This window comes from Flavipsychrobacter stenotrophus (assembly GCF_002954265.1).
In the GTDB taxonomy this organism is placed as follows: Bacteria; Bacteroidota; Bacteroidia; order Chitinophagales; family Chitinophagaceae; genus Flavipsychrobacter; species Flavipsychrobacter stenotrophus.
This window is the reverse complement of sequence record NZ_PPSL01000004.1, coordinates 234,776-252,383: the sequence shown is the minus strand read 5'-3', so window position 1 is coordinate 252,383 and position 17,608 is coordinate 234,776. Positions and strand designations below refer to the sequence as shown.

General features: G+C 43.8%; 18 protein-coding genes. 10 read left to right on the top strand and 8 right to left on the bottom strand.

Translation table 11 applies throughout. From position 1 onward, the window contains the following. Positions 1-110 precede the first annotated feature (110 nt). The 3 genes from CJD36_RS15495 (at position 111) to CJD36_RS15485 (ending at position 2,775) form a co-directional block, all read left to right on the top strand. Complete coding sequence (locus CJD36_RS15495) at positions 111-557, top strand: Rieske (2Fe-2S) protein (RefSeq protein WP_105040108.1); 447 nt, start codon at positions 111-113, stop codon at positions 555-557. Beyond that, complete coding sequence (locus tag CJD36_RS15490; protein WP_105040107.1) at positions 554-1,780, top strand: hypothetical protein; 1,227 nt, start codon at positions 554-556, stop codon at positions 1,778-1,780. The genes CJD36_RS15495 and CJD36_RS15490 overlap by 4 nt, the downstream gene beginning before the upstream one ends. Positions 1,781-1,977: 197 nt before the next feature. After that, entirely contained in the window at positions 1,978-2,775 is a 798-nt protein-coding gene (locus CJD36_RS15485) for an alpha/beta hydrolase (protein WP_105040106.1), read from the top strand. Positions 2,776-2,844: 69 nt separating this feature from the next. Here CJD36_RS15485 and CJD36_RS15480 read toward each other — a convergent pair whose 3' ends face one another. Next, positions 2,845-3,723 carry a T9SS-dependent choice-of-anchor J family protein gene (locus CJD36_RS15480; RefSeq protein WP_105040105.1) on the bottom strand — a complete coding sequence of 293 codons (879 nt, stop codon included), beginning with the start codon at positions 3,721-3,723 and terminating at the stop codon, positions 2,845-2,847. Positions 3,724-4,031: 308 nt separating this feature from the next. Between CJD36_RS15480 and CJD36_RS15475 the strand changes: the two genes are divergently transcribed. Together CJD36_RS15475 and CJD36_RS15470 are read left to right on the top strand one after the other, a co-directional pair. After that, on the top strand, positions 4,032-4,628 hold the full coding sequence (locus CJD36_RS15475; protein ID WP_161499332.1) for an RNA polymerase sigma factor: 597 nt from the start codon (positions 4,032-4,034) through the stop codon (positions 4,626-4,628). Positions 4,629-4,636: 8 nt separating this feature from the next. After that, a complete protein-coding gene (locus CJD36_RS15470) occupies positions 4,637-7,471 on the top strand; it encodes a hypothetical protein (RefSeq protein WP_105040103.1) in 2,835 nt (944 codons plus the stop codon). A 214-nt stretch (positions 7,472-7,685) separates the two neighbouring features. Here the strand turns inward: CJD36_RS15470 and CJD36_RS15465 are convergent, their stop codons facing one another. From CJD36_RS15465 to amaB, 5 genes are all read right to left on the bottom strand, one after another. Next, entirely contained in the window at positions 7,686-8,648 is a 963-nt protein-coding gene (locus CJD36_RS15465; RefSeq protein WP_240609364.1) for a bifunctional heptose 7-phosphate kinase/heptose 1-phosphate adenyltransferase, read from the bottom strand. A 22-nt stretch (positions 8,649-8,670) separates the two neighbouring features. Next, complete coding sequence (locus CJD36_RS15460; protein ID WP_105040101.1) at positions 8,671-10,104, bottom strand: APC family permease; 1,434 nt, start codon at positions 10,102-10,104, stop codon at positions 8,671-8,673. 51 nt (positions 10,105-10,155) lie between these two features. Then, entirely contained in the window at positions 10,156-10,764 is a 609-nt protein-coding gene (locus tag CJD36_RS15455; RefSeq protein WP_105040100.1) for an OmpH family outer membrane protein, read from the bottom strand. 91 nt (positions 10,765-10,855) lie between these two features. Further along, positions 10,856-12,073: a hypothetical protein gene (locus tag CJD36_RS15450; RefSeq protein WP_105040099.1), complete on the bottom strand. Its 1,218-nt coding sequence runs from the start codon at positions 12,071-12,073 to the stop codon at positions 10,856-10,858. Positions 12,074-12,288: 215 nt separating this feature from the next. Beyond that, positions 12,289-13,821, bottom strand: a complete 1,533-nt coding sequence (gene amaB / locus CJD36_RS15445) for an L-piperidine-6-carboxylate dehydrogenase (RefSeq protein WP_105040098.1) — start codon at positions 13,819-13,821, stop codon at positions 12,289-12,291. 367 nt (positions 13,822-14,188) lie between these two features. On the opposite strand from amaB, the gene CJD36_RS15440 reads away from it, so the two are divergent. Beyond that, positions 14,189-14,806: an L-threonylcarbamoyladenylate synthase gene (locus CJD36_RS15440; RefSeq protein WP_105040097.1), complete on the top strand. Its 618-nt coding sequence runs from the start codon at positions 14,189-14,191 to the stop codon at positions 14,804-14,806. 131 nt (positions 14,807-14,937) lie between these two features. Beyond that, the gene (locus CJD36_RS15435; RefSeq protein ID WP_105040096.1) at positions 14,938-15,483 is read left to right on the top strand and encodes a hypothetical protein; all 546 of its coding nucleotides are present in this window, start codon (positions 14,938-14,940) and stop codon (positions 15,481-15,483) included. A gap of 40 nt (positions 15,484-15,523) precedes the next feature. Here the strand turns inward: CJD36_RS15435 and CJD36_RS15430 are convergent, their stop codons facing one another. Together CJD36_RS15430 and CJD36_RS23275 are read right to left on the bottom strand one after the other, a co-directional pair. Beyond that, entirely contained in the window at positions 15,524-16,003 is a 480-nt protein-coding gene (locus tag CJD36_RS15430; protein ID WP_105040095.1) for a hypothetical protein, read from the bottom strand. 2 nt (positions 16,004-16,005) lie between these two features. Further along, positions 16,006-16,176, bottom strand: coding sequence for a hypothetical protein (locus CJD36_RS23275; RefSeq protein WP_161499331.1), 171 nt, complete (start codon positions 16,174-16,176; stop codon positions 16,006-16,008). A 118-nt stretch (positions 16,177-16,294) separates the two neighbouring features. On the opposite strand from CJD36_RS23275, the gene CJD36_RS15425 reads away from it, so the two are divergent. From CJD36_RS15425 to CJD36_RS15415, 3 genes are read left to right on the top strand one after another with little or no spacing between them, the layout of a single operon-like run. Then, the gene (locus CJD36_RS15425) at positions 16,295-16,843 is read left to right on the top strand and encodes a L,D-transpeptidase family protein (protein ID WP_161499330.1); all 549 of its coding nucleotides are present in this window, start codon (positions 16,295-16,297) and stop codon (positions 16,841-16,843) included. A gap of 10 nt (positions 16,844-16,853) precedes the next feature. Continuing rightward, positions 16,854-17,069: a hypothetical protein gene (locus CJD36_RS15420; protein WP_105040093.1), complete on the top strand. Its 216-nt coding sequence runs from the start codon at positions 16,854-16,856 to the stop codon at positions 17,067-17,069. A 10-nt stretch (positions 17,070-17,079) separates the two neighbouring features. After that, positions 17,080-17,571, top strand: coding sequence for a hypothetical protein (locus tag CJD36_RS15415; protein WP_105040326.1), 492 nt, complete (start codon positions 17,080-17,082; stop codon positions 17,569-17,571). Positions 17,572-17,608: the final 37 nt, after the last annotated feature.

Here is a 17,608-nt window from a genome sequence, read left to right as displayed (position 1 = left end):
ACAGGGCTAGTATTCGATATAATTTAGTACGAGGGGTTAAAACCCCTCGCTATTTATGCCGCCCTTACAGGGCTTATTAGTTGATAACTTTTAGAAAGCACTTTATAAAAATGGATCGTAAGGCATTTATAAAAACGAGCTGCCTGGCATGTACCAGTGTGACGTTGCTAACGACGTTGATACAGAGTTGTGTATCGGTGAAGTATGTGACGGGCAACCTGGAAAGTAATGGTATATCACTTGATGTACTGGCATTCGAATCTAATAAGAATGGGCACAGGGAGTATGTGATAGTACGGCATGAAGACCTGAAATTCCCGATATGTGTTTACAGAACTGCTGACGACAATTATACTGCATTGCTGATGCAGTGTACACATCAGGGAGTGGAGCTACAGGTATCGGGCAACAGGCTTACTTGTCCGGCGCACGGTAGTGAATTTGACAACAAAGGGAAAGTGATGCAGGCGCCTGCAGGCGAAGATCTGCGCTCGTTTCCTGTGGCTGTTGTTGCTAACAACAGGCTATTCATTGATCTAAGAAAGAAGGCATCATGAAGAAATTATTTTTGATAGTAACAACAATGTTTGTGATAGGTACAACAACCGCACAAATAGATAGCACATTACTGCGAAGAACGGCGAAGGATACAACAAAGACAATGATGAATATGGATGCTGTGTATAACCGTCCGTTTTTGTCTTTCACTAAAATACCCGTGGCATTGGGCGGTTATGTAGAAGCTAACTGGCAGCACCTGGGCACAAATGGCATAACGGAGGGGCACCAGTTCCAGATGAGAAGAATGACGCTGTTCGTCTCATCGAGCCTTTATAAAAATATAAAGTTTCTCTCTGAAATAGAGTTTGAAGACGGCACAAAAGAAATAAGTCTGGAGTTTGCAGCTGTAGATATGACACTGCATCCCATGTTCAATTTAAGAGGCGGTGTTATAATGAACCCCATAGGAGCTTTTAATCAGAACCATGATGGACCGAAGTGGGAATTTATAGACCGGCCAGTGTCTGCTACACAGATGCTACCGGCTACGTGGAGCAATGTGGGCTTTGGCGTGTACGGTAAAAAGTACAGTAAAAACTGGCTGATGGCTTATGAGCTATACCTGACCAATGGATTTGATGATAAGATCATTGATAACAACATTGGCAGAACCAATCTACCTGCTGCCAAACAAAACAGGGAGCGATTTGAAGAGAGCTTTAATGGTGTGCCCTTGCTGACCGCGAAAGCAGCTATAAGAAACAATAAGATAGCAGAAATAGGGCTATCATACATGGGTGGCGTGTACAACAAATTTGAAGACGATGGTGTAAAGTTGGATAAACAAAGAAGAGTGGATGTGGTGGCAATAGACATGAATACAACAATACCCGGCAGCAAGACAGCAGTTACTGCAGAATGGGCATGGGTACATGTGGATGTACCTGCAACTTATACGGAACAGTATGCCAGTAAGCAACAAGGTGGATTTATTGACATAGTGCAGCCGGTTTATAAAAAGCCCTTGTTTGGTTTTGACAGGTCTGTGATCAATGTGGCATGTAGACTGGAGTATGTAGATTGGAATTTGGGTAAGTTCAAATCAACCGGGAGTGATATTGGTGATTACTATGCGGCTGTGGTTCCAGCAATTAGCTGGCGGCCTACTCCACAAACTGTTATACGGGTTAACTACAGGTATAGCGGAACTGTTGATGTACTGAATAATCCGTTGATAAAGACGGCGGGTTTCCAAGCCGGGTTTTCAAGTTATTTTTAATGGCTGCGTGTTAGTCTGAATCAGGATGGTCAGGATGCAATAAGATAATGCGCGATGTACCTGAAAACGAATACGTCCCGATGCGAATGTCGTGTTTCGGCGCGGCTCACCATGACATTCGAAAAACAGGACAAATACATTTTGCAGTTTGTTTTGTGGGTTACATTAGATAGCTTGTAGTTAAATCCGAGAACGTCATGAAAAAATTCCTGTTTAACACCCTAAAAGTTATTTGCGTCATCTACATTTTAATATGTGGGCTGCTATATTTCTTTCAGGAGAAAATGATCTTCTTTCCGGAGCAACTGGATAAAAAATTTAAGTTCAGCTTTGCAGAGAAATATGAAGAACTGAATTTAAAGACGCAGGATGGCACAGTTATCAATTCGGTACTATTTAAAGCAGATAGCAGTAAGGGTGTGATCTTTTACCTGCATGGTAACGGTGGCTCGGCAAGAACGTGGGGCAAGGTAGCTAAAACATATACATCATTGGGTTATGATATTGTAATCACTGACTACAGAGGCTATGGCAAAAGTGAGGGTGCAATAAGTGGACAGGAACAAATATATAGCGACCTACAGACGGTATATGATGAGTTAAAGAAAAGATACAGGGAGGATAAAATAGTAGTACTCGGCTACTCTATTGGCACCGGCCCTGCGGCATGGGTGGCTTCTATAAATCATCCGAGAAAACTGATACTGCAGGGACCTTATTACAGCCTTACCGACATGATGCAGCACACCTACCCCATCGTACCAACCTTCCTGTTAGAATACAAATTCTCAACGTGCCAATATGTGGCGCAATGCAAAATGCCGGTGGTTCTTTTTCATGGTAATAGGGATGAAGTGATCTATTATAATTCATCGGTGAAGCTTAGGGAAAAGCTGAAGCCTGGAGACACCCTTATAACACTTAACGGGCAAGGCCATAACGGGATAACAGATAATGGGCAGTATTTAAGTGTGTTGCCAGGGGTATTGAGGTGACATAGTCAAATAACAATGCGCAACAACCGTTGGGCCATTGAGCATTGGAAATTGATTGTATAAGCTTGATTATTCTACTACAGTCTTTGCTACCTGGTAGCTGATGCTGTTGCCAACTTTTATGAAGTACATACCACTATGAAGATTGAGACTGCGAATGGTTTGAGATTGAGTACCGGTAGCGGCATAGATCGTTTGTTTGTGCACTACTCTCCCCATGTTGTCATAGATCTCTACATCATAGTCGCCGGGGGTAGTAAAGGTGCCTGAGAAGGTGATTTTGTCGGCAGTGCTATTACCCAGAATTGTAAGGGCAATGTTCTTCTTGACTTCATCACCTACACTTAAGCCCCATGGCGTAAGGAAAACGTTGTCGATAGTCCATGAACCGCCGGTAGTGGCCGTAGAGGCGTACCTAAAGGCAACATACAAAGGAATATTCTTGTAGGAAGTAAGATTTACATAATGGGTAACCCAACCTGCAGAATCATCGGGGCCAATAACAGGGCTAAGCCGGCTTGCACTATCCATGTCCGTCCAGGTGGTAGTATCGGGAGGATTGCCCGTGTTGTACATGTGATTGATGAGCACCTGCATGCGGGCGCCGCTAATGTTGTAACGAGAATCGAAACGGAGGTAAACGCTATCTGTAAAACCGGTAAGATCAAGACGAGGCGTAAACAACCATGCTGTATCCAGGTAATGTATGCCACTAAAAAAACTATTACACTGCATACCGGGGGTGCCGGCTCGTCCGCCCAATTGGGTACACTGCCATGCGAGGGCGGCGGTAGGTGCAATTACATTCCACTCAGACCAGTAGAGCGGGTAAAGCGTACCACCTGAAGCACAGGTAACATTAAAATCTTGTCCCAGCGACGTAACTGTTTGAGCCTCAGCGGAGAGCAAGGAAAAAGCCGAAATGATGAGCAGGCAAAGTTTCTTCATAGGTGAATATTTGATTGGCAAATGTATTTAAATAGGTGTTTAGCGCAAGCAGAAAGAACAGGTATTGTAGTATTAAATCAAAATCCTGCTTTTTTTCCGTAATTACCAGATACACTTTCTCCGGTATAAATGACGTTCATATAAGCGCAATTGTTAGTAACTTAGAAAAATAATTAGGTGAAAATTTACAAAACTGGCACGTGCTAATAATATTTGTGCTTTTTCCTAACATTTTCTTTCTGCCACTCGTCATAGTGGGTAGGTGTACAATAGATTAGCAATAAAACATAGAAAATAAACATCAGTCGTTGACCGGACAATTAAATATAAACATTCCTTTACAGGCAACAGAAAAGGTGGCTGCAGATCAGCACGACCTTTATGTACTTGTGAAAGAGTGTATTGCCCAGTCGAGAAGTGCGCAGAAAAAACTATATGACCTATACTCTCCGGCAGCATATGGGATAATAAAAAGGTACATGTTTGGCAATGAAGATGCGGCCAAAGAAATACTCAACGATTCGTTCTATAAAATTTTCACCAAGCTTGACCAGTACTCCTTCCAGGGTGCGTTTGAAGGGTGGATAAGGCGAATAGTGGTGAATACCGTCACCGACTACTTAAGAAAGAACCTGAAAAATGACCAGGTAACCAAGGAAGTGCAACCGGAAGATGGCTTTACAGATAGCGGCTCACTAGGCAATCTTTCGTTTAAAGAATTGATGCAGGTAGTACAGACGCTGCCGGAAGCACAGCTGGCGGTTTTCAACTTATTTGTATTTGAAAACTACCCGCACAAAGAAATAGCAGGACTACTAGACATAACAGAAAATAACAGCCGATGGTATTTGAATGATGCCCGGCGAAGATTGAAAGACAAGATAAATTTATTAATGCAGCAATAGGAATAGCGATGAAACAAGATGTAAACAATATTGATAACCTCTTCAGAGAAGGCCTTGGTGGGTACACCGAGGTACCGCCTCCCGATGTGTGGGATGCTCTGGAACGGAGGTTAGACAATGATAAGAAAAAACGGCCCTTCGCGTGGAGATGGTTTTTTGTGATGTTGTGCGGGGTAGGCCTTTTTGGTTCTCTCTTCGCCTGGAAGATGAACGGACATTCGGGTACAACACCTGGTGTTGCGGAGGCTTCCGGCATCGCATCAATTCAGCAGCCGCCTGTGGAAAAGCAGGCAACAACTCCGGGTAACACATCTGCCGGGAGCAACGCTTCAACAACATCAATTACGCACAAAAAACACGTAAAGCGCACCAATGATATAAACAGTACCAAAAATAATTCTGGCAATGAGCAATCTCAAAGTACTAATGTAGCCGTCAACAACAGCAACAGTAATATAACGGGATCGGCCAACAGAACTACAAAGACCGATCTACTGGACAATACCACAGTTGCCATGGTTAATGTAGAACCAACACCCGGCACAGAACATGCACCCATAAGGTACGTTACCAACAACAAGAGCCGTAACAATATAGTTGCAACTGAAACAGAACCTGCATACAACAACACTACTTATAACACCGCCGAGGATGGCGAAGAAGATAACGTAACCTTTGGCAGAAAACCAAGAGTAGAGAACAATGAACCTGCACCGCGTAATACGTATGCTGCATCTGCAAGCTATGAGGGCCGCCCGGTTGTTGCCGGTAATCATTATGGCAACAGAACCAGCATAACCAGTATACCAACAAAACATACCGCGAACAGACGATCAGTTTTGCCAGCTCCAAGCTCAACATCGAACCAAGTTGTTACCACTAACCCGCGTAAAAGAAACAGTCGCAGAAGTAATGGCGGATCGAACAGCAACCCCTACTCCATTACTAATAACACCGGCACAATGAGTGCAATTGCGCATACACCTGCTGCAACGAAACCAGCTGCAGGGATTAATACGGCTGCTACGACAGCAAAAACTGTAACAGTTAACAAACCGATAAAGACTGAGCAAAAAACGGTAAAAGCAGAACCTGCAACAAGAACAACTGATGTAGAGACTGCGTCGGCCAAGCCAGTACAAAACACAAATCCAGTAGCTACCAAAACTGAGCAAACTACTGCAAGCACTGTGACTACTACCCACCTGAAAAAAGCAGTCGTAAAAACAACTGCCACGAAGTCTACAGCTGTTGTGGCAGTCAATGTGCCTGTAAAGAAAACAGCTAAGAAGAAAGTTACTACAACCACTGAAACAAAACCAGTAGTTGCTGCAACAGTGCCTGCCGTTAAGACGGTAGCCAAAACTTCAACCACCGCATCTGTTAAGCAGAGCCAAGTAGCAACGAAGCCTACCGACGTAGTAACTAAGCAGGAGTACAAAACAACTCAACATAAAGCTACTACTGCCGCTACCGTTGCACAACTTGCATCGGGCAAGAAAGCTGTAAACAATAATGAAATAGCTGCAGTAACACCTACCCCATCGGTTAACAATAAAAAGAAACATGGTGGTAAGTACATAGCTGCAACTACTCCAGTAATCGGCACGCAATCTGGAGCAACAACTATTGCTTCTAAAGATGCATCGGCGACTACAAGCACAGTTGTAAAAAAGAATGTAAAGACTGCGGTAGCCAAGAATACAAAAGATGATGTGGCAGATAATGGGGAGCTAACAGTAGGCAGGGTTGCCAAGAATAAAAAGCAGGCCCCTAAAACAGCCCAGACTGCTACAAATAAAGCACTCGCGCAGAACAATAAAAAACACAAAAACAATAACAAGCCTGAACCACCAAATGTACTGAGCGCAACTTCTACGGCTAACAAACTGCCGGAACCAACTACCGTGGCACAAACAAAACCGCTGGTAACACCGGAAACACAAAAGGTAATGAGTACATTTAAAGATGCGCAGACCCCATCTATAAAGCCAGCAGAAACAGTGGCATTACCGGTACCTGCCGCTGCTACAGCGGGTGTAGATTCGCCCACCCAAAAGCATAAGTTTGGTGGATTCACCTATGGTGTAAAGGTGGGTTATGAAGGTGGTGTAACTAGTGATGCTTCGAGAAAGTTTGTGATCTCGCCGTTCATTGAACGCCAGATCTCATCTAAGTTCTCTTTAATGGCACAGCCTTCTATCAAGTCGTCTGCAGCAAGAACTAATGGTCTAAGCGGAACGCAAACATTTTACAGAACAGATCCTAATGGCACTGTAACCAATGTAGACAGCTTCCTGATACCGGTGATACAGAATAACCAGACAACAGGATACCTGCTGAGGATAAATGTTGCGTATCACGAGACGCACGATTCTATTGTAAAGTCTTATGCCACCGGCGGCAATTATATGGAATTTGAATTACCGATAATGCTGAAATATGCTATCAATAATAAGCTTTCTGTTTACGGTGGTTTAAGCCTTAACTACAGCAAGTATATTCAAGTACAGGAACATACCTACACCAGCAGGCCTATAGTAAGAAATGACACGTCATTTACCATATACCCTACAGCACCTGCGCCAATTAGTTCTGTATTGCAATATGCGGGCAATAACATCAACAGCTATTCCGGTCCGTTGTACCCTGTACAGAGCGGAGGTTTGTTCAGACTAGGCTGTATGCTGGGCGTAAGCTATGAGATAAGGAAGAGGTGGCTGGTAGATGCCCTCTGGACCAAAGCCCCAACCAAGACGAATGTACAGGGTGGCTATGACGTGAATAAGGGATTATCAACAAGCTATTTCAGACTGACGCTCGGATACAGACTATCGAAATAAACAATGATCTGTTATATAAAAAAGGATGTCCGGGTGAACATCCTTTTTTGTTATGTGTTTGGAAAGAGATGGAGATATAAACGAATGAGTCCTGATACGTCAATTGCATCATTGCTTGCAATGATGACTGGCTTAGTGAGTCTCAAAGAAGTACGTCACGTGCGAAGCCCTTCGAGGGCCTCAGGGTGACATTCGGAGTATTGTTGTGTTCAAATTACTTACACAACACCAACTCACTTTCCTTAAGCAACTTATCTTTTTTAATGGATACTACACCTACATCTTCACATACCAAGCCACCGGCAAGGTTGGAAACTTCGGCCATAAGGTGGACATTCTTTGTAAGGGCGTAGACCATTGCGGCTGTGGCGATTACTGTGTCACCTGCCCCGGAAACATCGGCTATATCGCGGATATGAGATGGGATAATACCCGAGGTGTGGCCGTCGTTGTAGAATACCCCTTTTTCAGATAAGGTGATAAAGGTGATCTTATGATCCAGCACTTCGTTGAGTTTATTATGCACCGCATTCAGTTCATTGAGACCGGTATTTTCTAATGGCATATTTAACCCCTCCCGCACTTCTTTCAGATTGGGCTTAAATAGGGTAACATTCTTATAAGACAGGAAGTTCTTCTTCTTAGGGTCTACGGCTGTGATGATGCCGATCTCGTTACAATGATCGGTGATACGCTTGATGACATTCTCCTTAAGCACACCCTTATTGTAGTCTTCAAAAATGAGGACCTGTGGTTTTACCCTCTGCAGGTAGCGCAGTACCATATCTATGAACGGATGCTCTTCTTCAGTATAAAGATCATCGGTAGTTTCATCATCCAGGCGCATCATTTGCTGGTTGCGACTGAGTATCCTTACCTTGGTGGTAGTTGGCCTTCTGAAACTCTTCATAATGAGATCGGTCTCGATGCCGGCATCTTCTGCCATTCGGATCAAGGAGTCTCCTTCGGCATCGTCGCCCACTACGCTCGCAAGGGTAACAGTAGCTCCTAATGCGCGGCAGTTGATCGCCACATTAGCAGCGCCACCCAAGCGACTCTCACGCCTATCGAGCGACACTATAGGCACCGGTGCTTCGGGGGAGATCCTGTCTACATTTCCCCACCAGTAGTTATCGAGCATCACATCTCCTACCACCATTACGTGGAGGTTACTCATATCATTGAAAATCTTGTTGAGGTCAGCTTTGTTCATCTCCTTTAACACCACTCTTTTGTAAAAAATAATATATAGGCAAGCCTATCAATGTAATGATAAGTCCCGGCCATGTAGTTTCAGGCTTTTCTTTCAGTAATACTATGCATATGAATGCTGCCATGGCAATGTACAAAGCAGGTATAAACGGATAACCGAATGCTTTATAGGGCCTTGGATGATCGGGCTTGGTCATACGCAACTTAAAGATGCCACCTATAGTAAGTATGTAAAACACTAATACTGTAAATACAATGAAATCGAGCAGCGCACCATACTTGCCACTGAGGCAGAGCGCAGATGCCCAGATGCACTGCATCCATAATGCAATGGAAGGAACACCTTTATTGTTGAGCTTCTTAGCGGCAGGTAGAAACAAGCCGTCTTTTGCCATGGTGAAGTATACACGTGCACCCGACAATATCAAACCATTGTTACACCCAAATGTAGAAACCATAATGAGTAAAGCAATTATCTTAGCACCATCGGCACCCCATATCTTTAATGCTGCGGCAGTGGCCACCCTATCGGATGGAGCACCGGCGATCTCAGACACACTCATCACATTGAGGTACATGAGATTCATACTTACATAAAGAACAGTAACAACCAGTGTACCTATAAACAGGCTAAGGCCGATATTGCGTTCCGGGCGCTTGATCTCACCGGCAATGAAGGTTACGCTATTCCATGCATCGCTGGAGAATATGGCTCCGACCATGGCCGTACAAATAGCAACGATCAATGCACCGTTTGCCAGGCTTTGATGGGTAATTACTGTAGCACTACCACCAATAACCTTAGCGTTCCAGGCTTCGCTCCAATTCATGTTCCAGATAGCATGGTCTTTGAAGAAGAAGAAACCAAATACTATAAGGCCTGCCATAGCAGCTATCTTGGCAAATGTGAAAACAAATTGTATCCACTTACCACTCTTAACGCCACCTGTGTTGATGAAGGTTAGAAATACAATTGTGCCTATGCCTATGAGCTGAGCAGCACTGACGTGATAACCTGCGGCCGTTCCTATTAAGATATTCTCATCGCCCAAAGCAGGGTTGAGATAACCGGCGAACTTGCCGAAGGCTACGCCAACAGCCGCGATTGTTCCGGTTTGTATAACTGCAAAAAATGACCAGCCATATAGGAAACCATAAAGCTTGCCATACGCCTCCTTGAGATAGACATATTGGCCACCGGCATGCGGATACATCCCACTTAACTCACCATAGCTCAATGCCGCAGTCAGGGTTATAAATCCGGAAATAAGCCAAACAACTATGAGCCAACCGGCACTACCTACCGAGCGCGCTATGTCGGCACTTACTATAAATATGCCGGATCCGATCATGGAGCCGATAACAAGAAGTGCCCCGTCGAGCAAGGTAAGCGAACGGCGAAAAGATGAGCTGTTTTCCAAATGTATGAAGTTGATTAAGTAAGCTCCGGTAATTTACAGAAAAGATGGCAATTACTTCTTTGTACCCTTGCTCACTTCATCTTTTGATGTTGCGTTCATGCCTGCAATAACATCTTTAGTGATCTCAAACGCTTTGTTGGCGTACATTATAGGAGAGCCACCACCAGCTGAATAAGACAGAATGAAATCGTAATGTTTGTCTTTATTGTACGTCTCCAAATAGGCATCTAACTTCTTCTTGAGATCTTTGTTCATTTCTTCCTGCTCTTTCATCAGCTGCTCTGTAAGCGCCTGGTTGCGGCTTTCGAGGCTCTGCTGCATATTCATATACTGCTTCTGAGCAGCTTCGTATTCGCTCTGAGAAAGTGTTTGTGCCTGTGCCTTTTTCTGAATGTCCTGAGCTTTGGCCTGCATCTGCTGTGCGCTCTGTTGCAGTTCACCTTCCATCTGGTCCTTACGTTTCTTGAACTCGTCGCGATGCTGCTTCAGTAATTCGTAATGCTCTTCTAAAGTATCGATATTGACATATGCGATCTTGGCACCACCAACAGCAGCAGGCACCGCTGAGGACGCAGAATTACCCGGGTTATTACAACTTGTAGCAAACAATATTACGCCGGCAAGTGCCAGTGCACCAAATATAGATTTTCTATTATTCATGTGTATGATATTAAGATTGGTCAAAAGTAATAGATTACAATTAAGATAAGAAGCTGTAAAGGTTAAAACGTTAATAATATCGGTGAATACATTATTGCCCAAACTTCTTTTTCTGATAGCTACGGGAATAACCACCCCATATCAACGAAAACGTCAGTGTGTTGCCTGAAAGGTCGGTGCCGCCGGTGTTCTTATAATTTACCAGATTATATCTTGCCTGCAGGGCGAGGTAAGAATCGAGGTACTTATCTGTTTTCCTTACGTGGCGCAGGTAAAGCTTATACTCCAACCCACCGTTCAGGTTTAGTGTATTTATATTTTTGAGTATATCTTTTTTATCTCCTGTTTCATCTTGTATATACAGCACTTCTGCACCTTCATATGCCATACCTGCTATCACCGCCAGTTCTGTGCGCCTGGTTCTATAAAGAGCCTGACCAAAGTCTAGTCCTATGAGGTAACCGAAGAAGTGATTTGTATTGTAGACCGAATCTCCGTTTTTAGTGTAATAGTAGTTGGGAGCGTTGCCAAAACTGAGGCCGACCGGGATATTGAACCAAAACCCTTTACTTCTGCCACCAATAAAACAACCGGTTGTAACATGATCGCCCAGAATACTCAGATTGCCCAATGGATGCCATTGACCTACACTCATACCATAACTAAAGCCACCGAATTCCCTACCCTTTTTATAGGCGTGTTGTATCAATGTACCATTGTAAACCGAATCTGTCAGACGAGTAAGTTTGAACGGAGATGGGTCGGCATAATAATCTACCAGGAAACGCTCTACAGGGGAAAGACCTTTCATATCGAGCAGGCTGCCTGCCATAGACCGAATAAAGTTGCTGTATTCAACGTAAGCACTGTAATAGAAAGTCTTGTATTGCCACGGTTCGTATTGGATATTGAAGAAATCGTAGTTGGAATTGAGGTAGCTAATTATATTGCTCTTATAGTATTCCTCCTGTACCGGCTTGCTACCTCTACCCGGACTTTTGTATACATTGTTCAAGCCTTCCCAGAATGTTCGCTTTTCTATAGCATGTAAAATTGCAAATGCTACGGACGCCTCGGTCATGCCGCAGTTTTTCTGCCAGTATTCGTTTACGGCATCGGCCGTATCGGCTTTTTTAGCGCGGTACAGCTGGGGAATAAGTGTGATGGAGTTGTAGTAGATGTCATCGCAGGTAAGGACCCGGTGGGTCATCATGGCCTCTACCTGCGGATCTTTGATCTGGGCGGAGGAGCTGTCATTAAACAAAGTAATGAAGGCGAGCAACAAGAATATTTTTCGTGTATTATTCATAAAATGACAAATAGAGTATGTACTATAAATTATGTCGCCCTTACAGGGCTAGTGACTTGGGGCATTTTAATTCGAGGGGTTGAAACCCCTTGCTATTTATGCCGCCCCTGCCTACCGGCAGGCAGGCTTTTCAGGGCTTGTGCTATGTTTGCTTGCAATAACAAAAAAGTGCAGGAAAGTATAAACTCTCCTGCACCAAAATTATTGCATTATAATTAGATATTGAACTTGATACCCTGCGCCAGTGGTAACTGATCGCTATAGTTGATGGTATTTGTCTGACGGCGCATGTATGCTTTCCATGCATCGCTACCACTTTCGCGGCCACCACCTGTTTCTTTTTCACCACCAAATGCACCACCGATCTCAGCACCGCTGGTACCAATGTTTACATTAGCAATACCACAATCGCTACCCGCGGCTGACAAGAATGCTTCAGCTTCGCGCATGTTGAGCGTCATTATAGATGAAGACAAGCCCTGAGGAACACCGTTCTGCATAGCAATTGCCTCATCGAGCGTGCTGTACTTCATGATGTACAAGATAGGCGCAAAGGTTTCATGCTGTACAATTGGCCAGCTGTTGTCTGCCTCAAACACACATGGCTTAACGTAGCAACCGCTTTCGTAGCCTTTACCTGTCAGTATGCCACCCTTTACAACTTCCTTACCACCTGCTTTCTTTACTTCTACTATCGCATTAGTATAAGCTGTAACGGCATCCTGATCGATCAATGGACCAACGTGGTTGGTCTGATCTAATGGGTCGCCGATAGACAATTGCTTGTAAGCATTTACTATCTTCTTCTTGAATGCATCGTAGATGCTTTCGTGAATGATAAGACGACGTGTAGTTGTACAACGCTGACCGGCCGTACCAACGGCACCGAAGATGGCCGCTGTCATAGCAATATGCAGATCAGCATTTTCTGTAACGATGATGGCATTGTTACCGCCCAATTCCAGCAAAGAACGACCCAGACGCTCTGCAACTGCAATACCTACAGCCTTACCCATGCGTGTAGAACCGGTAGCAGATACCAATGGTATGCGTGTATCGTGGCTCATCCACTCACCACAGTCGCGATTGCCCACCACTATGCTGCACACACCCTCAGGTACGTTGTTTTCCTTAAATACTTCAGATATGATATTCTGACAAGCAATAGCTGTCAAAGGTGTTTTTTCAGATGGCTTCCAAACGCAGGTATCGCCACAGATCCATGCCAAAGCACTGTTCCATGCCCATACTGCAACAGGGAAGTTGAATGCGCTGATGATACCAACAACACCATATGGATGGTACTGCTCGTAGATACGGTGACGAGGCCTTTCGCTGTGCATAGTAAGACCATATAACTGACGGCTCATACCTACAGCGAAATCACAGATATCGATCATTTCCTGTACTTCTCCCAGGCCTTCCTGCAAGCTCTTACCCATCTCGTAAGAAACGAGTGTACCCAGAGCTTCTTTATTTTTCCTTAAAGCCTCACCTACCTGGCGAACTACTTCGCCACGCTTTGGCGCCGGCCATGTGCGCCACTCAGCAAATGCCGCGTGAGACTTAGCCACTACATCGTCGTATGTTTTGCGGGTAACCGTAGTTACCGATGCTATCTTTTTGCCATCTACCGGAGAATGAGACTCAATGATCTCGCCACCTGCTTTAAGCCATTTTGTACCTGTTGAAGCGCCTTCGTTTATTTTTTCAATACCCAGTTTGCTGAGCATTTTATCTATTTTCATACCTGTTTTATTTTTGTGGTGCAAAATTATGCATTTTTATGGGATGTATTATATAGAGTGAGGCTATATTAATATATATGTAAAAAGAGGGGGAGGTGAAAAGCAAGAAGTCGCAATGCTTTTGATGCATCTAACAGTACAAGGCGAATACGTCCAGGTGTAGAGCAACCACCTCCCCCGCCGAAAAGGCGGGTACTCGTCCTTCAAAAGGAGGTGAGTGTGATATTAGCGCATTTCCCCCACCTTCAGACATGTAGTTGGCATAGGCCTCTGAACGACAAGGGGCGTGTACTTGCTGATTATAGCCGAAAGATTCATTGGCATAAATTTTTCGTAAATTGCATGTACCCTCACCAATATTGCAACCATGCTGCTACATATACATCCCGACAATCCACAGGAAAGAAATATTAAGACGGTAGTAGAGTGCCTGAAACGGGGTGGCGTGATCATATACCCTACTGACACTATTTATGGACTGGGTTGTGATATTACTCATCCCGAGGCCATAGCCAAGATTGCCCGCATAAAGGGAATAGAACTAAAGAAAGCGCAGTTTTCGTTTATCTGCTGCGATCTGAGCCACCTGAGTGATTATGCCAAAAGCGTAGACACACCTGTATTCAGAATATTGAAGCAACTGCTGCCCGGCCCTTATACATTCATACTGCAGGCAAGCAAACAAGTGCCCAAAATGCTGAAGACAAAGAAGGATACGGTGGGCATACGCATACCCGACAATAAAATATGCCACGAGATAGTAAAAGCATTGGGCAACCCGCTGATGAGCGCATCGCTACCTATGGATGCTGAGGTGGAATATTACACCGACCCGGAAACAATGCATGATATTTTTGAGAACCTGGTAGATATTGTGATCGATGGCGGACCGGGCGAGATACTTTCTTCAACCGTCATAGATTGTACCAGTGGACAACCTGAGTTAGTGAGAGCAGGCGCAGGACCATGGACAGGAAATGAGTAAAAAATGGCTCAGTTGCGTAATGGCTTAATGGCTCAATGATCCTCCCAATAAATTTTATCGTTCGGTGCCTCGTTTTGTTGATTTTGCTCTTTACCAATAGTTGGCTATTTTAGGAGCCACAATAAATACACATGAGCACACCACTAGGAATAGGATCGAGAGTAGACCACATGCACTTTGGCAAAGGCGTAATAGTAGATACGGCTTCTGAGTTTTACATTATCTGGTTCAAATCGCAGCAAGACACCAAGAGCATCAGCAAAGATTATGAAGGACTGAAGGTTGTAGATGGCGTAGATGGTGCACCTACAGATGGCCCGATAACAATTGCCGACATAGAACAGGCACTGCACAACATACTGGACCAGCGCCTGCACGATACGCAGGTGGTGCCCATAGCACTAAAATGGAAACGTGGCAATATGATATTGAAGCCTAATGACCCTACCATGCAGGCGAAAGAAATACCTATCGAAACGTTTTTCCACAAAATAGTAATGGTGCGTGACAAGCTACGCGTAATGGAGCAAAAGATAAACGCCCATAAGGGACTCGATGATGCAGATAAGGTGGAGTTGCAACAATATATTACCGCTGTGTATGGATCGCTGACAACATTTAATGTACTGTTTAAGGAGACGATACACCAGTTTAAGGGTGTGAGTACGAAAGATTAATTATTGAAAAAACGCATTTTAAGAGCCGCAAAAGCGGCTCCTATTGTTTTTGCTCTCGTATGTCTCTTATTCGTTCCAATTCTATAACATCGATCTGGTCTTTGGGACGATTAATTGTCCTTTTATTTTGGATAAGCTGGTTGATGTGTAGAAAGGGGATTTTGACCTCGTCTAATTCTGCAATGGAGGCTTGCTGCAAACATTCGTCGAATGTCATATTCTCCAAGCCTTTCATACTGGTCATGATATCCAATTCTACCCCGGCTATGTAAAAATTTGTCCAACCGGGAATAAATTCCATAGTCTCCAGCTGCGGAACATCACCATAACCGATTTCAATAAATGCTGTTCTGAGCTGTTGTCTGTTTACTATTGTATCTTCCAACCAAATGTCTAAATCTTCTGTGCTTCTGTTGAACCCATGGAAACGGGTGGCAAAGCCGCCGATCATAATGTACCTTACACTATGCCGGGCAAGGCACTTCCAGAAATGCAGCAATTCTTCATCCTGTACATCCATGGTTACTTGTGTGTGATTTTAGCCTTCTTTAACAATGCATTTTTCCTGAACATATCCATTAGCAACTTAAATTTCTCCATATCGGATCGGTAGACGTCTCTACGGAGACGATCGAGATCTGTTTCTACTACCACAGGAGAAACGTCAGGCTTATGTTCTTTATTAGTTGACATTGGTCTATAAAATTAAACGCTTTTTATCATTTCTGTAAAACCAATTTCACACTTTTCATCAGTACATTTAGATAACCATTACTATATGACGGCAAAAGGCAAAAAAAGATATCTCCCCATGCTTGTTCTTATTGCTTTCTGCATATGCATAACCACAGGCGCAGTATTTGTTTACAAGTATATTAACACACACCAACACAATAAAATCACTTCCGATCCGCTATATAATGTTGCGCTTACTGCCGATGTAGACAGCCTTGCTGTCAACAAAAAGGCAAGAGACATGATGGTGTATAACAAAGGAAAACTCCTGAAAAAATATAAAATATCGCTGGGTGCGCAGCCGGTGGGTGCCAAGCATTTTGAGGGGGATAATAAAACACCCGAAGGGAACTATTATATAAGTGTAAAAAATGCCGGCAGCAAATACCATAAATCGCTAGGCATATCTTACCCTAATGAAAGCGACCGCAGGCTTGCCAAAAAGAATAATAGGCTAACAGGTGGCGATGTAATGATACATGGCATACCTAATGGTTATAAAGGTAAAGTACCGGATTATGTGGGAATCGACTGGACGGCAGGATGTATCTCTGTAACGGATAGCCAGATAGACGAACTGTTTGCACATGTGAAAATGAGAACACCTATTACTATATTGCCCTAAAATTGAAATCGTGAATGAGTTAATAAACTGGATCATACTCTCTGCTATATTACTGGTTGCATCTTTAGCACTGGCTGGGGTTGGCATCTCCAAAAAGAAACTGAATCTGTTCATAACAGCGGTTGCAGTTTTCATTTTGTTCATGGTTTGCGGTGGGATCACATCCTATCAAATCATTCATAAATCAGTAATCAATATCAACAAAGGATACGATGCAAGAAAATAGAACCACCACTATGACAGCCAAAAGTTTGTTACTCCGCATTCGGGTATTGATGATGATTTTTGTGGTACTGCTGATGCTGAGCGGCATTACAGCATTCCCTGTATACACTGAAATGAAATGGATGATGGATATGCATCTTTTCAGTACTAACACTGCGCTTGGTGCATGGCTTTATAAGGTATGGATAGGTGTTGAGGCTACCAATGCACAATACGATTTTATGTTTTATGGTTATGACTGGATGGCGTTTGCGCACATAGTTATAGGCATGGCATTTATAGGGCCATTTCGCGACCCGGTGCGAAATATTTGGATAGTGGAATGGGCTATGCTGGCTTGTGTTGCGGTACTACCATTAGCTTTTATAGCAGGCCCGATAAGGCACATACCTTGGTTCCACATTGTTATTGATTGTATGTTTGGTATGATAGGGATCATTCCGTTGATAGTTGTGAGAGGTTGGATAAAGAAGCTGGAGCGAATGAATGGCTCAATGGCTTAATTGCTCAATAGCTCAATATCCATCCGTCGTAATATTC

Excerpts from the sequence above, each read along its gene's own strand:
- CJD36_RS15450 (WP_105040099.1), bottom strand. The coding sequence starts at position 12,073 with ATGAATAATACACGAAAAATATTCTTGTTGCTCGCCTTCATTACTTTG.
- CJD36_RS15485 (WP_105040106.1), top strand. The coding sequence starts at position 1,978 with ATGAAAAAATTCCTGTTTAACACCCTAAAAGTTATTTGCGTCATCTAC.
- CJD36_RS15490 (WP_105040107.1), top strand. The coding sequence starts at position 554 with ATGAAGAAATTATTTTTGATAGTAACAACAATGTTTGTGATAGGTACA.
- CJD36_RS23275 (WP_161499331.1), bottom strand. The coding sequence starts at position 16,176 with ATGTCAACTAATAAAGAACATAAGCCTGACGTTTCTCCTGTGGTAGTA.
- CJD36_RS15435 (WP_105040096.1), top strand. The coding sequence starts at position 14,938 with ATGAGCACACCACTAGGAATAGGATCGAGAGTAGACCACATGCACTTT.
- CJD36_RS15495 (WP_105040108.1), top strand. The coding sequence starts at position 111 with ATGGATCGTAAGGCATTTATAAAAACGAGCTGCCTGGCATGTACCAGT.
- CJD36_RS15425 (WP_161499330.1), top strand. The coding sequence starts at position 16,295 with ATGCTTGTTCTTATTGCTTTCTGCATATGCATAACCACAGGCGCAGTA.
- CJD36_RS15465 (WP_240609364.1), bottom strand. The coding sequence starts at position 8,648 with ATGAGTAACCTCCACGTAATGGTGGTAGGAGATGTGATGCTCGATAAC.
- amaB (WP_105040098.1), bottom strand. The coding sequence starts at position 13,821 with ATGAAAATAGATAAAATGCTCAGCAAACTGGGTATTGAAAAAATAAAC.
- CJD36_RS15455 (WP_105040100.1), bottom strand. The coding sequence starts at position 10,764 with ATGAATAATAGAAAATCTATATTTGGTGCACTGGCACTTGCCGGCGTA.
- CJD36_RS15440 (WP_105040097.1), top strand. The coding sequence starts at position 14,189 with ATGCTGCTACATATACATCCCGACAATCCACAGGAAAGAAATATTAAG.
- CJD36_RS15415 (WP_105040326.1), top strand. The coding sequence starts at position 17,080 with ATGACAGCCAAAAGTTTGTTACTCCGCATTCGGGTATTGATGATGATT.
- CJD36_RS15470 (WP_105040103.1), top strand. The coding sequence starts at position 4,637 with ATGAAACAAGATGTAAACAATATTGATAACCTCTTCAGAGAAGGCCTT.
- CJD36_RS15430 (WP_105040095.1), bottom strand. The coding sequence starts at position 16,003 with ATGGATGTACAGGATGAAGAATTGCTGCATTTCTGGAAGTGCCTTGCC.
- CJD36_RS15480 (WP_105040105.1), bottom strand. The coding sequence starts at position 3,723 with ATGAAGAAACTTTGCCTGCTCATCATTTCGGCTTTTTCCTTGCTCTCC.